The organism is Psychroserpens burtonensis DSM 12212 (assembly GCF_000425305.1).
GTDB lineage: Bacteria > Bacteroidota > Bacteroidia > Flavobacteriales > Flavobacteriaceae > Psychroserpens > Psychroserpens burtonensis.
This window is the reverse complement of sequence record NZ_AUDE01000013.1, coordinates 94,839-109,603: the sequence shown is the minus strand read 5'-3', so window position 1 is coordinate 109,603 and position 14,765 is coordinate 94,839. Positions and strand designations below refer to the sequence as shown.

Annotated in this window: 9 protein-coding genes and 1 tRNA gene; 4 read left to right on the top strand and 6 right to left on the bottom strand. The window is 35.0% G+C overall.

The features are described from left to right. Nucleotides 1-103: 103 nt before the first annotated feature. From infB to rimP, 3 genes are all read right to left on the bottom strand, one after another. On the bottom strand, nt 104-2,980 hold the full coding sequence (gene infB / locus H593_RS0106520; RefSeq protein WP_028871708.1) for a translation initiation factor IF-2: 2,877 nt from the start codon (nt 2,978-2,980) through the stop codon (nt 104-106). 65 nt (nt 2,981-3,045) lie between these two features. Next, the gene (gene nusA, locus H593_RS0106515) at nt 3,046-4,278 is read right to left on the bottom strand and encodes a transcription termination factor NusA (protein WP_028871707.1); all 1,233 of its coding nucleotides are present in this window, start codon (nt 4,276-4,278) and stop codon (nt 3,046-3,048) included. Between the two features lie 9 nt (nt 4,279-4,287). Further along, nucleotides 4,288-4,752: a ribosome assembly cofactor RimP gene (rimP, locus tag H593_RS0106510; protein WP_028871706.1), complete on the bottom strand. Its 465-nt coding sequence runs from the start codon at nt 4,750-4,752 to the stop codon at nt 4,288-4,290. A 152-nt stretch (nt 4,753-4,904) separates the two neighbouring features. Here rimP and H593_RS0106505 point away from each other — a divergent pair, with 152 nt between their 5' ends. After that, nucleotides 4,905-5,729: a universal stress protein gene (locus tag H593_RS0106505; RefSeq protein ID WP_028871705.1), complete on the top strand. Its 825-nt coding sequence runs from the start codon at nt 4,905-4,907 to the stop codon at nt 5,727-5,729. Nucleotides 5,730-5,791: 62 nt separating this feature from the next. Here H593_RS0106505 and H593_RS0106500 read toward each other — a convergent pair. Further along, nucleotides 5,792-5,864, bottom strand: a tRNA-Gln gene (locus H593_RS0106500). Between the two features lie 149 nt (nt 5,865-6,013). Here H593_RS0106500 and H593_RS18610 point away from each other — a divergent pair. Both H593_RS18610 and H593_RS0106490 read left to right on the top strand, forming a co-directional pair. Then, the gene (locus tag H593_RS18610; protein ID WP_037051651.1) at nt 6,014-9,373 is read left to right on the top strand and encodes a glycosyltransferase family 117 protein; all 3,360 of its coding nucleotides are present in this window, start codon (nt 6,014-6,016) and stop codon (nt 9,371-9,373) included. Nucleotides 9,374-9,380: 7 nt separating this feature from the next. Continuing rightward, entirely contained in the window at nt 9,381-10,040 is a 660-nt protein-coding gene (locus tag H593_RS0106490) for a polysaccharide deacetylase family protein (protein ID WP_028871704.1), read from the top strand. On the opposite strand, the gene H593_RS0106485 is transcribed toward H593_RS0106490, so the two are convergent. Both H593_RS0106485 and H593_RS0106480 read right to left on the bottom strand, forming a co-directional pair. Continuing rightward, complete coding sequence (locus tag H593_RS0106485; protein ID WP_028871703.1) at nt 10,037-10,333, bottom strand: thioredoxin family protein; 297 nt, start codon at nt 10,331-10,333, stop codon at nt 10,037-10,039. The two genes, H593_RS0106490 and H593_RS0106485, sit on opposite strands and share 4 nt — an antisense overlap. 143 nt (nt 10,334-10,476) lie before the next feature. Next, the gene (locus H593_RS0106480) at nt 10,477-11,703 is read right to left on the bottom strand and encodes a metallophosphoesterase (RefSeq protein ID WP_028871702.1); all 1,227 of its coding nucleotides are present in this window, start codon (nt 11,701-11,703) and stop codon (nt 10,477-10,479) included. A 112-nt stretch (nt 11,704-11,815) separates the two neighbouring features. Here H593_RS0106480 and H593_RS0106475 point away from each other — a divergent pair, with 112 nt between their 5' ends. Beyond that, nucleotides 11,816-14,764, top strand: coding sequence for a GH92 family glycosyl hydrolase (locus H593_RS0106475; RefSeq protein WP_028871701.1), 2,949 nt, complete (start codon nt 11,816-11,818; stop codon nt 14,762-14,764). Nucleotide 14,765 lies beyond the last annotated feature (1 nt).

Here is a 14,765-nt window from a genome sequence, read left to right as displayed (position 1 = left end):
GATTAACTTTTCATAACAAAAAAATGCGACTCCATGGAGTCGCATTTTTTTTGTGTACATCTCGATAAAATTCCGAAGAAAAAAATCAGAACCAATTGAAACACTATTTACTTTTAAGTTTCTTCTTAACTTCTACTTCTTGAAAGGCTTCTATAACATCATCAATTTGAATATCGTTATAACTCTTTAATTGGATACCACAATCATAACCTTTCGCTACTTCCTTGACATCATCCTTAAATCGTTTTAACGATGTTAGTTCTCCTGTATGAATAACAACTCCATCTCTAATTAAACGAATACCAGAGCTTCTATATATTTTTCCACTGACAACCATACAACCTGCAATCGTACCAATTTTAGAAATTTTGAATGATTCTCTAATCTCGGCAGTACCCGTAATCTCCTCTTTAATTTCTGGAGACAACATACCTTCCATTGCATCTTTAAGATCATTAATAGCATCATAGATGATGGAGTACATACGAATATCGATTTCTTCCTTATCAGCGATTTGACGTGCATTACCCATTGGCCTTACGTTAAACCCAATAATAATAGCATCTGACGCTGTAGCCAATAACACATCACTTTCTGTGATGGCACCAACACCTTTATGTATAATATTAACTTGTATTTCTTCAGTAGATAATTTCTGGAAAGAATCTGTTAATGCTTCAACAGAACCATCTACATCTCCTTTAATAATAATGTTTAATTCTTTAAATGTACCTAAAGCAATACGACGACCAATTTCTGCAAGAGTTAATGTTTTTGTTGTACGAACATCCTGCTCACGTTGCAACTGCATACGTTTGGTTGCAATTTGTTTTGCTTCACGCTCATCCTCATATACATTAAATTTATCTCCAGCTTGAGGCGCTCCATCCAATCCTAATATAGACACAGGAATTGATGGTCCAGCAGCTTTCACCTCATGTCCACGTTCATCATGCATGGCTTTAACTTTTCCACTGTTTTTGCCAGCTAGAACATAATCTCCAACTTTTAAAGTTCCGCCTTGCACCAAAATAGTTGATACATAACCACGACCTTTATCCAAGAATGCCTCTACGACAGTTCCGCTAGCTCGCTTATTTGGGTTTGCTTTGAGGTCTAATAATTCAGCTTCTAATAACACTTTTTCTAAAAGCTCTTTGACCCCTGTACCATTTTTAGCCGAGATATCATGAGACTGAATTTTCCCACCCCAATCTTCAACTAATAAATTCATTTGTGCTAATCCTTCTTTTACTTTTTCGGGGTTGGCACCAACTTTATCAATCTTATTTATTGCAAAAATAATTGGAACTCCTGCTGCTTGAGCATGAGCAATAGCTTCTTTAGTTTGTGGCATTATAGAATCATCTGCAGCAACTACGATAATAGCTAAATCTGTTACTTGAGCACCACGAGCACGCATCGCTGTAAAAGCTTCGTGACCTGGTGTATCAAGGAACGCTATTTTTTGACCGTTATCTAATGTCACTCCGTAAGCACCAATGTGCTGAGTAATTCCACCAGATTCTCCTGCGATTACGTTTTCTTTACGTATGTAATCTAATAATGAAGTTTTACCATGATCTACATGACCCATTACTGTAATAATTGGGGCACGAGGCTCCAAATCTTCTGGATTATCTTGAACTATTTCTTTTGCTTCTTCTGTATCTGCGGTAACAAAATCTACCTTATAACCAAACTCTTCTGCAACAACAGATAAAGTTTCAGCATCTAAACGTTGATTCATTGTCACCATCATACCCAGAGACATACATGCTGATATAATTTCAGTTACCGGAACATTCATCATCGTAGCAACCTCTGTAGACGTTACAAACTCTGTAACTTTAAGAATTTTGCTTTCAGCGGCCTCAATTTGTTGATCAATTTCTGACTGCTCCCTGTGTTGTTCTCTTTTTTCTCTTCTGTATTTAGCACCTTTTCCTTTACTAGATTTTCCTTGAAGTTTCTCTAAAGTTTCACGTACTTGTTTTTGTACATCTTCTGCACTGGGCTCGGCTTTAACAGAAATCGTTCTTTTACCAGGTTGAATTTTACCCTTGTAACCACCTCTCTGATTAGGACCTCTGTTATTAGATCTATCACCAGTAGTAGAAGTAGTTGACGGTCCTTTACTTATTCTTCGTCTCTTCTTTTTATCTGTATCAGACGCTTTTTTATCTTCTTTCTTTTTAGGCTTTTTAAACTGAGATAAATCAATTTTTTCACCTGCAATCTTAGGCCCCGAAAGTTTCTTGTATTGTGTTTTTAAAGTTTCTTCAGCGGGACTCTCTGGTGCTGCTGGCTCTGCAACTACCTTATTATCAATTTTCTCAATAGCTTTTGGTGGAGTCGCTTTTTTGAAATCCTTTTTTACAGGTATTTCTTCTTTTTCAGTTGTTTTCTCTACAACTGGAGACGCATCTTTTATAATTTCTTTTGAAGTTTCTTCTTTTGAAGTTTCTACTTTTGAAGCCTCTACTACAGGAGAGTCTGCTTTTAGAGACTCTTTCTTAGAAGTTTCTTTAGGAGTTTCCTCTTTTGAAACATCCGCCTTAGGAGCATCAGTTTTAGGTGCTTCTTGTTTAGGAGCGTCAACTTTAGGGACTTCCATTTGAGATGTTTTATCCTTATTTAAGTCTATTTTACCAACTTGTTTAGGACCACTAAGCTCTGCTCTAGCTTTAACAACCTCGCGACTCTTAGCTTCTCTAACAGCTTTTTCTTCCAACTCACGCTCACGCTGCTCACGTAACTCCTCCTTTTCCTTTAGCTTTGCTTCGCTAACCTCTAAAGAAGCTACTTTTTTATTAGCATCAGTTTGGAATTCACCTGAAAGGATTCCATAAACCTCTTCTGATATTTTTGTATTAGGGCTTTTCTCTATTTCAACACCTTTTGATTCTAAAAAATCAACAGCGCGATCTATAGATATATTCAATTCCCTTAGTACTTTATTTAATCTAACTTGAGCCATAAATTGTTTGTAATATAACTTAAAAATCTATTCTACCAAAACCACCTAACTCCGGCTACCTGGCATTAATCTTCGAATTCTTCTTTCAGAATTCTTATAACATCAATAATCGTTTCTTCTTCTAAATCAGTCCTTTTTACAAGATCAACAACGTCTTGTTCTAAGATACTTTTCGCAGTATCTAAACCTGCTTTACTAAATTCTGCAATCACCCATCCTTCGATTTCATCTGAGAATTCTGATAATTCTACATCTTCCTCTGCGCCTTCTCTAAATACATCTATTTCATAACCAGTTAATTTACCAGCTAATCTAATATTGTGACCTCCTCTACCAATGGCCTTAGAAACCTCTTCAGGTTTTAAAAGCACCTCAGCACGTTTATTTTCCTCATCTATTTTAACAGAGGTAACTCTAGCAGGACTTAGTGCTCTTGTAATAAATAGTTGTAGGTTAGTGGTATAATTTATAACGTCAATATTCTCGTTACCTAACTCACGAACAATCCCGTGAATTCTTGATCCTTTCATACCTACACAAGCACCAACAGGGTCAATTCTATCATCGTAAGAATCTACCGCTACTTTTGCTTTTTCACCAGGTATTCTTACCACGTGTTTAATGGTAATCAAACCATCAAATACTTCAGGAATTTCTTGTTCAAACAATTTCTCTAAAAACGCTGGTGAGGTTCTAGACATTATAATAGCAGGCTTATTTCCTTTTAATTCAACGCTTTCAATAATACCTCTTACATTCTCTCCCTTTCTAAAAAAGTCTGATGGTATTTGCTTATCCTTTGGAAGGATGATTTCATTACCCTCATCATCTAATAGAATAATGGCTCTATGTCGAATATGATGAACTTCAGCAGAATAAATCTCTCCTTCAAGTTCCTTAAACTGCTTATATATATTTGTATTATCGTGTTCGTGAATTTTAGAAATCAAGTTTTGACGTAATGCTAAAATTGAACGACGCCCTAAATCTATAAGCTTCACCTCTTCTGCTACATCTTCACCAACTTCAAAATCTGGTTCAATTTTTTGAGCTTCAGAAAGTGCAATTTCTTGATTTGGTTCCTCAACTTCGTCATCTGCAACTACAATCCTATTTCTCCAAATCTCTAAATCTCCTTTATCTGGATTTATAATAATATCAAAATTATCGTCATCACCATATTTTTTCTTCAACGCATTTCTCAATACATCTTCCAAGATGGCCATTAGCGTTACACGATCAATTAATTTATCGTCCTTAAATTCTGAAAACGAGTCAATTAACGCAATATTTTCCATAATTATGAATTAAAATTTTATTACCACTTGAGCTTTTAAAATAGCATCGTACGCCATTTCAACTTGCTTTTTTACTGTTACTTTACCTTTACCAACGGGCTTAGGCTCTCTTGATTTCCACTCTAAAAGAATAGTATCCTCGTTTGCCTGAGTTAATACTCCTTCTATCGTTTCATTTTCTTTGGTTTTCACACTTAGTGTTCTACCAATATTTTTTTTATACTGTCTTATATTTACTAAAGGCTCTGTAGCCCCAGAAGACAGCACTTCTAGAGAAAAATCTTGCTCTTCTCTATCCAAATTGTTTTCAATGGCGCGACTGATAAAGATACAATCTTCAACTAGAACTCCGTTGTCTCCATCAATAATAATTTTTATTGTATCGTCTGGCAATACATCAAAACTGATTAAAAACAGGTCTTCTCGTTGGTTTAATCCTTCGTCTAATAAATTTTTTACAGTATCTCTGAACATTTTTAGTATAAAAAGAGCGGACTTTCCGTCCGCTCATTATTCTTTTTTCTTCAAACAACGCTGCAAATATACAATATTTTTATTGATTTTCACAAGTGATCAAGTCTCGTTTTTTATTCTTAAATTTATATAATTATAATCAGCTCACCAAGATGAAAAAAATATTAGTTCCTACCGATTTTTCTACAGAAGCAGAAAATGCTTTAAAAGTTGCTGCACAAATAGCAAAAAAACACAATAGCGAGATTTATTTATTGCATATGTTAGAAATCCCAATGCAAGAAATTGATGCTGTAAGCACCTATACAGATGTGCCTGAAGTTATGTTTTTTATGAAGATGGCTCATCAAAAATTTGAAGACATTATGAATAGCAGCTATTTAGACGGTCTTACCGTTCATGAAATTGTTAAACCTGATGGCTCATTTAATGGCATTTCAGAAATCTGCAAAGAACATGGCATCACCATGATTATAATGGGTTCTCACGGATCAAATGGTATTAAAGAAATGTTTATAGGTTCTAATGCAGAAAAAGCAGTTAGACATTCTGATGTTCCTGTTCTTGTAATTAAAAATGAGCATGATAATTTCAGTATCGATGACATTGTTTTTGCCTCAGATTTTAAAAATGACAATAAAGAAACCTATCGTCAGGCCACAGAGTTTGCCACTACTTTTGATGCTAAATTGCATTTACTAATGGTAAATACTGCTAGTAATTTTACAACAACCAAAAAAGCTAATGATAGAATTAATGAATTTATAAGTGATTGCAGCTTTCAAAACTTCACTTTAAATATCTATAATGACGAATCTGTAGAAAAAGGCGTTCTTAACTTCTCCAAACATATTGATGCAGATCTTATTGGGATTAGTACTCATGGCAGACAAGGTATTGCGCATTTCCTCAATGGTAGCATTAGTGAAGATCTTGTAAATCACGCCAATAGACCCGTGATTACTTTTAAAATATAATTGTTGAGATTTCGAATAAAAAAAAGCCCTTACTTAAATAGTAAGGACTTTTCCGTTTTCAGTTGGCCCACTAGGGATCGAACCTAGACTCTTTGGTACCAAAAACCAATGTGTTTCCAGTTACACCATAGGCCAATATCTTAACGAGGGTGCAAATTTAATACAAAGTTTCATTTGTACAAACAATTTTTTATAAAAAATCAAAAAATGGTAACGTTTACTTAAAATGAGTAGTGCTTTTGATATTTATTGTTAATTTCGCTCGCATCAAAAAGACTTGTTTTATGACACATTTCAACTTCAAGAAATGGAATACCATTTTAGGATGGTTTGCTTTTACCGTAGCGTTAATAACCTTCGGACTAACTATAGAGCCTACAGTTAGCTTTTGGGATGCAGGAGAATATATCCTCACCTCATCAAAATTACAGGTAGGTCACCCACCGGGAGCGCCTCTATTTCAAATGCTAGGAGCATTCTTTTCTATGTTTGCCTTAGAACCTGCTCAAATTGGTGCCATGTTAAATATGATGAGTGCTGTATCAAGTGCATTTACCATATTATTTATGTTTTGGACTATGACTATTTTATTGACAAAATTAGCCAGAGTAGCAAACCCAAAACAAGAAGACCCAAAAAATACATCTTATGCAAGCTTATCAAAAAACCAATATATTGCAATCCTAGGGAGTGCCTTAGTTGGAAGTTTAGCATTCACATTCACAGATTCGTTTTGGTTTAATGCAGTAGAAACTGAAGTTTATGCCATGGCCACTTTAATTATGGCCATCTTATTCTATTTAGGATTGCGATGGGAAGAAGATATGCACAAGTCTAGAGGCCACAGATGGTTAATTCTAATAGCATTCGTGATTGGATTATCATTTGGAGTTCACTTTATGGGATTATTAACTATTCCAGCATTAGGTCTTATCTATTATTTCAAAAATTACAAAAAAATTACTGTAGTTAATTTCATTATTGCTAATGTCGCAGCAGCAGCCATACTACTATTCATATTTAAATTATTGCTTCCAAATGCCCTTTTACTTTTTAGTGCTTCGGAAATTTTCTTCGTCAACACCATTGGCTTACCTTTTAATTCTGGATCTATAATTACTGGAATACTATTAGTTACCGCGTTCTATTTCGGATTAAAATACACACGTGATAAAGGATACAAATATGCAAACACCTTAACGCTTTGCTTAATTTTTATTTTTATTGGTTTCTCCTCGTGGGTCATGTTACCAATTCGTGCGAATGCTAATGTGGTTATAAATGAGAATAATCCGTCAAGCGCACGAGAATTATTAGCCTACTATAATCTTGAGCAATATCCAGAAACACACTTGTTCTATGGCCCATTGTTCACAGATCAGTATTCTGGTTTAGATAAAAACAATCCGTATAAAGATGCTAAACCTAAATATGAAAAAGATTATGACAAAGGAGAGTATGTCATTGTTAATGATTGGAAAAACGCCGAACAACGCTACAACTCAAAACATGCTGCTGTTCTGCCTAGAATGTGGAGCACAGAGCATGCTGAAAACTATATGATGTTCACGGGGTTGTTAGATTTTAGAATCCACCCAGATTATCAAATGGAAAATCAAGTTCGACAACTGGTCAATGAATTTAAAAATGAAGTCGCTCAAGGCAAAGTCGATTATGAAGACTATCATAATTTCTTAAAACAATTTGGCAGAGACTTTTTAATTATAGAAAAGCCCTCAATTGGTGACAATCTCTACTATATGATAGATTACCAATTAGGATACATGTATTGGCGTTATTTTATGTGGAATTTCTCTGGACGACAAGATGATATTCAAGGTAAATATGATGATTTACACGGTAATTGGATTAGCGGAATTGACTTTATTGATGAAACACGATTAGGCATGTCTCAGGACAATCTCCCTAGTGATGTAGCAGATAATAAATCAAGAAACACCTATTATATGCTACCATTAGTTTTAGGTATCATTGGGTTTATATTCTTATTAGGACGAGACCCCAAACGCTTTTGGGTATTACTTGTTTTCTTTCTATTTACAGGACTAGCTATTCAATTCTATACCAATGTGAGACCTTTTGAACCTCGAGAACGAGATTACTCTGTGGTAGGTTCCTTTTATGTATTTGCGATATGGATTGGTTTTGGTGTCTATGCTATTTTTGATAGACTTCGGAAATTCTACAACTCCAAATTCTTAGCACCTGCAATAACTGTAGTCTGCTTAATCCTAGTTCCTGGAATCTTAGCTGCCGAAAATTGGGACGATCATGACCGATCAGAAAAATATACTGCACAGGCTATGGCTCGAAAATATCTCGAATCTTGTGCACCAAACGCCATACTATTTACTATTGGAGATAATGATACATTCCCGTTATGGTATTTGCAAGAAATTGAAGGCGTGAGAACAGACGTTCGTGTCGTTAATACTAGTTTATTTCAAACCGATTGGTATATCGATCAAATGAAGCGAAAAGCCTATGAAAGCGATCCTATCCCGTCACAATTAACTCATGATCAATATAAGTATGGAACCCGTGATTATATCATGAAATATGAGATTACGAAAGATACTATGGATATTAAAGAGTTTATGGATTTCATATCTAATGATGATCCAAAATACAGCCTTAAATATGCTATGCAACGCAGAGGAGAAGATCCTAATGGCTATCCTATTCAATTACAAAACTCAAACTATTTACCAACCTCTCATGTCAGAGTTCCTGTCGATAAGGCCAATGTCTTAAAATATGGTATTGTAAAAGAAAAAGATGCCGATAAAATAGAACCTTACATTGATATTACTATTTCTGGAAGCGCCTTGTATAAAAACAGATTGCTAATGCTAGATATCATCGCTAATAATGATTGGAAACGTCCTATTTATTTTACAGGTGGAGCGTTTAGTGATGACGATTATATCTGGATGAAAGATTATTTACAACTGGATGGATTGTGTTATAAACTAGTCCCGATAAAAACAGAAATTGATAGAGCTAATCCTTTTGATATGGGTCGTGTTGACTCCGAGCTTATGTATGATAAAGTCATGTCTTGGGATTGGGGAAATAGCGGTAGCAATAAAATTTATCACGATGTTGAAACTCGTAAAAACGGCATCACTTACAGAGGTAATCTTGCTAGGCTTTTAGAACAATTAATTAACGAAGACAAGCTAGATAAAGCAGAGAATATTGCTGATTTAGCTATGGAAAAAATGCCTGTAGATAAGTTTGGTTTTTACACGCTTTTAGAACCTTATATTAGTGGTTACTATGAAATTGATAAAAAGGATAAAGCTAGAAAAGTATACACTGATGTGACTAGAAAATATCAGGAAAACTTAACCTATTGGAGTGGATTGACAATAGAAAACCAAACGCGTTACTTAGATGAAATTGTAACAGATATTGAACGCTATAGAAGCCTTGTAGATATCCTCGTTATTTATAAGGACACAGATTTTGCTATGCAAGAAACAGAGAAGTTTAATAATTATCTTAAACTTTTCAAGCACTTCACTGGAGAAGATGAGGAGGACTCAAAACCTCCAGTAAGAGAAGAACGAGATTTCCCAAAAGATACTATAGACAAAATACTAGGTATTCAAGACTAAGAAGACTGTGAAAATAGCTCCAGTAAAAACACCAGTAGTTGCAAAAAAAATGTTCTCAAATTACGTTTGGGACATAGCAACTACTAATAAAGAGTTGTATTTAACTTTTGATGATGGTCCAACTCCGGAAATCACCAAATGGACATTAGACATCTTAAAGCACTACAACGCAAAAGCCACTTTCTTTTGTATTGGAAATAATGTTGAGAAGCATCCAAATATTTTTAAGAGCATCATTAAAGAAGGTCATACTATTGGCAACCATACCCAAAATCACATCAAAGGTTGGAAAACAAAAACTAAAGATTATTTGAAGGACGCTATAGAGGCTCAAACCACCATTAATTCTAATTTAGAAAACTTTAAGGCTTCAAACGTTACTTTTTTCCGTCCTCCTTATGGACAAATCACACCTAAACAAGGTAAAAAACTAATGAAGATAGGCTATCAAATCGTTATGTGGGATGTATTGTCTTTTGATTGGGAGCACGATGTTTCCGAAGAAAAATGTTTAGAAAATGTAATATCAAAAAGCAAAGCGGGAAGTATTATCGTTTTTCACGATAGTGTAAAGGCATCAAAGAATATGATGTACGCGCTTCCAAAGGTATTAGACACCTTTAGCAAAAAGGGATATGTATTTAAATCTCTCTCTCAAAAATATTAGATATATTCTTGCACGATACCAATCAGTGTATTAGCATCTTGCTCTCCACTATGACGCCATTTCATCTCACCATTCTTATAAATGATAAGTGTTGGCAGACCCTTAACACGAAGTGCCTCAGCTAATTCTTTGTTTTTATCGACGTCAATTTTAATGACTTTTGCTTTATCACCAAGAGCTGCCGCTACATCTCTCATTACCGGATGCATTGCGGTAGATTGTTCATTCCATTCTGTAAAGAAATCTAACAAGACAGGAATATCTACATCTATAAGTTCCCCAAATTTTGACATACATTTAAACTTTTAAATCAGACATGTATATATAAACCTACTTACAATTTAGATAATACTTCAGGTTCTAAAAATCAATAGGTTCACTCTTAAATATTCATAAAAATAAACAATTAAAGAGTAAATATAACATTTCTACAATATTATGCGTCATTAGTACCTTTTTTAAGTGTAATGACTGAGACTTCAGGCCAAATCCCAACACGTCCAGGATATGCCAAAAACCCAAAACCTCTATTGACATTTATATATTGACCTAGTTCTTTATATATTCCTGCCCAATGTTTATAACGCCATTTTACTGGACTCCACTTAATCCAACCAGGAATTTCAATCCCAAATTGCATCCCATGTGTATGACCACTTAATGTCAAATGGTAATGATAGTCATCATTAATAACTTGCTCTTCCCAATGACTAGGATCGTGACTCATTAAAATCTTAAAATCATTTAAATCTATATGTTCACTAGCCTTTCTTAGATCACCAGATTTTTTGAATCCACCTTTTCCCCAATTCTCAACACCAACTAATGCAATACGTTGACCTTCTCTTTCAATAAATCGACTTTCATTGAGCAATAAATCATAGCCCATCTCCTTTTGAATCTGCTTGAGATCATCAAGGTTTTTTTCTTTAGCAGCGGGTGAATCCCAATCCACATAGTCACCATAATCATGATTTCCTAAAACAGAAAACACACCATCTTTCGCCTTCAAAGTGCCAAAGAGATCTTTCCAAGGTATCATCTCAGAGGCTTTGTTATTGACCAAATCTCCTGTAAACAAAATCACATCAGATTTTTGCTCATTTACTAGGTCCACACCATATTTAATCTTTTGAAAATTATCAAAACTACCAGAGTGAATATCGCTTATCTGAGTAATGCGGTAGCCATCAAACGCCTCTGGCAAGTCTTCAAAATAAAGCACATATTCTAAAACTCTAAATTTGTATTTTCCTTTATACATCCCGTAGAGCAATGAGGTAAATGGAATAGCTGCCAAACCTAAAGCTATTTGGCTAATGAATTTACGCCTAGAAGACATATTAAACGCTTCTTTGCTTATGAACTTATCGTATACCCCTACAAAAGCTCTAATAACATCTTCTCCAAGTAAGATAGGAACAATCACAAGATTTAAAGACATAAAAGCCAATAGACATCCAAAAGCATAACTCTTTGCTGGGTTTAAAACTCTACCCTCTGATCCTAAAGAAAATTGATATATAAAATTTCCTGCAATAACCAGTGCCACTATGATAAACAAATAATGAAACCAACTCGCTTTAGTCACTGTTTTAATAGCCTGATATCCGTAAACTGAAAAAATACAATAGATTAAAATGAATATAATCCAACGCAACATATGAAGAAGTTTTTTCAAAGGTAACCGATTCCAAAACTAAATTAACCTTTCAAAATATTTTTAACGATACGTTAAGAATTAGTATCTTTTCATTCGATTTAAATACCCTTCTATGAGATCTATTTTTTCTATTGTTTTAACAGCTCTAATTCTAACAAATTGCACAACAGAACCACCAATAGAAATTGCAAAAAAAGATAAACCACTTATTGAATATGTGAATCCGTTCATTGGAACTGGTGGACATGGTCACACCTATCCTGGTGCAACAATGCCTTTTGGTATGATGCAACTAAGCCCAGATACAAGACTCGATGGTTGGGATGGTTGTTCTGGTTATCATTATAGTGATTCGTATATCTACGGCTTTTCACACACACACTTGAGCGGAACGGGTGTAAGTGACTATGGCGATATCCTTTTAATGCCAACTAATAGTATACATTTCAATAATGGCAGTGCTGGTAAATCAGGCTATCGTGCTCATTTTTCTCATGACAATGAAATAGCGCAACCTGGATATTACAAAGTATATTTAGATTCAACAGAAATAGATGTAGAATTGACCGTATCAAAGCGTAGCGGAATTCATAAATATCAATTCCCTTCGGAACAAAATCAGTTCCTCATCTTAGATTTAGAACATCGCGATCAGGTTTTAGAGTATAAGATTCAAAAAGTCAACGACTCGACTATTTCTGGTTTTAGACATTCTAAAGCTTGGGCAACAGACCAACGTTTATTTTATACCATTCAATTTTCTCTACCCATAAAAAATATCACCTACGAAGAAAATGGAACTCCTATTTCTAAAAATTATAAATACCAAAGTAAAAAAGCAGCTATTGAATTTGACAACCCTAACAACAATCCAGTTTATATTAAAATTGGTATTTCTGCCGTTGATGACGCTGGTGCAGCAAAAAACTTACAAGAAGAAATAGGTAACAAATCATTTGATCAAATCAAGAAAGAAGCACAAAACGTTTGGGAAACTCAACTCAACAAAATCGTTGTGGAATCGCCAAATGACGATTACAAAACAAATTTCTACACGGCATTATATCACACCATGTTAGCCCCTAATTTGTATCAAGATGTTGATGGCCGTTATCGTGGGATGGACTTAGAAATAACCGAAACTAAAGATTTTGAATATTATACGGTGTTCTCACTGTGGGACACGTATCGTGCTGCTCATCCGTTGTATACTATTATTGAACAAGACAGAACAAATGATTTTATCAAAACATTTCTAGCAAAATATGATGAAGGTGGCATCATGCCAATTTGGGATTTAAGTGCTAATTATACGGGCTGCATGATTGGCTACCATGCGGTTCCTGTAATTTCAGATGCTTACATGAAAGGCATAAGAGATTATGACGTAGAAAAAGCACTCAGCGCCATGAAACATTCAGCGACGAGAGATAAATTGGGTTTAGAGTCTTATAAAGAGTTTGGATTTATTCCTGTGGAAGAAGAAAGTGAATCCGTTTCCAAAACTTTAGAATATGCCTATGACGATTGGACGATTGCACAAATGGCAAAAGCGATGGGAAAGGATGACGACTATAGATTATATACCCAAAGAGCGCAGTACTATAAGAATATTTACGATCCTGAAACAAAATTTATGAGAGGACGTTTTAGAAATACATGGTTTGCACCTTTTGATCCTTATGAAGTGAATTTCAATTATACAGAAGCCAACTCCTGGCAATACAGTTTTTATGTGCCTCAAGATGTTTCTGGATTTATGACTCTTCTCGGCGGAAAAGATCAACTAGAAGCCCAATTAGATAAATTATTTACTGCGGAAGACCAAACTTCTGGTCGCCAACAAGTAGATATTACGGGTTTGATTGGACAATATGCTCACGGAAATGAACCAAGTCATCACATGGCATACCTCTACAATTTCGTTAACAAACCTCATAAAACACAGGAGCGTGTACATCAAATTTTAACGGAGTTATATACCAACGAGCCTGACGGTATTTCCGGAAATGAAGACTGCGGACAAATGAGCGCATGGTTCGTATTCTCATCTATGGGTTTCTATCCTGTAACTCCAGGAAGTAATCAATACATTATAGGAACGCCTTTATTTGATAAAGCGACAATTAATTTAGAAAGCGGAAAACAATTTACAATCGCTACCAATAACTTAAGCGATACTAACATTTATGTAGAATATGTGTACCTCAACGGGAAAGCCTTAGACCAATCATTTATAGCACATGAAGATCTCATGGCTGGTGGAACATTAGAATTTAAAATGACTGATAATCCTGCCATTTGGGGAAGTCGTGACGGACAAGAGCCCCTAACAGAAATCAATGACCATGTCATTATTCCAGTGCCTTTTATTGCAAAAGGAGACGTTGCTTTTAAAGTAGAGACTGAAGTTAGTCTTGGGATTGTAAACTCTGAAACAGCAATTTTTTACAGTCTAAATGATTCAAAATTCAAGCTATATACTGTGCCTTTTAAAATTTCCGAAGCCATAACCTTAAAAGTATATGCTGCAGATAATGATGGGAATACAAGCCCAACCGTAGACACTAAATTCTATAAAATAGATCCAAACCTCTCCATAACATTAGATACAAAATACGCCAACCAATACAATGCTGGAGGCGACGATGCGTTGATAGATGGTATTATGGGTACACAAGATTATAGAACTGGAACTTGGCAAGGGTATTGGGATGAAGATGTTGTTGCAACGGTTGATTTAGGAAGTATGAAGCCCATTAGTACTGTTGGGATTAATTTTTTACAAGATCAAGGGGCTTGGATTTTTTATCCAACCCAAGTAGAATGTCTCGTTTCAAAGGATGGCAAAACATTTACGTCTATTAAAACCATCAGCATAGACGCAGCATTTAAAAACGCAAATGTACTTCTTAATACGACCTCTTTTAGTATTCCTCCAGGGAGTTATCGCTACGTCAAAATTGTAGCTAAAAAAATGGGCGAATTACCTAAATGGCATTTAGGATACCCTCACGATGGCAGAAGCTGGATTTTTGCAGATGAAATATCAATCAAATAGA

Excerpts from the sequence above, each read along its gene's own strand:
- infB (WP_028871708.1), bottom strand. The coding sequence starts at position 2,980 with ATGGCTCAAGTTAGATTAAATAAAGTACTAAGGGAATTGAATATATCT.
- nusA (WP_028871707.1), bottom strand. The coding sequence starts at position 4,278 with ATGGAAAATATTGCGTTAATTGACTCGTTTTCAGAATTTAAGGACGAT.
- rimP (WP_028871706.1), bottom strand. The coding sequence starts at position 4,752 with ATGTTCAGAGATACTGTAAAAAATTTATTAGACGAAGGATTAAACCAA.
- H593_RS0106505 (WP_028871705.1), top strand. The coding sequence starts at position 4,905 with ATGAAAAAAATATTAGTTCCTACCGATTTTTCTACAGAAGCAGAAAAT.
- H593_RS18610 (WP_037051651.1), top strand. The coding sequence starts at position 6,014 with ATGACACATTTCAACTTCAAGAAATGGAATACCATTTTAGGATGGTTT.
- H593_RS0106485 (WP_028871703.1), bottom strand. The coding sequence starts at position 10,333 with ATGTCAAAATTTGGGGAACTTATAGATGTAGATATTCCTGTCTTGTTA.
- H593_RS0106480 (WP_028871702.1), bottom strand. The coding sequence starts at position 11,703 with ATGTTGCGTTGGATTATATTCATTTTAATCTATTGTATTTTTTCAGTT.
- H593_RS0106475 (WP_028871701.1), top strand. The coding sequence starts at position 11,816 with ATGAGATCTATTTTTTCTATTGTTTTAACAGCTCTAATTCTAACAAAT.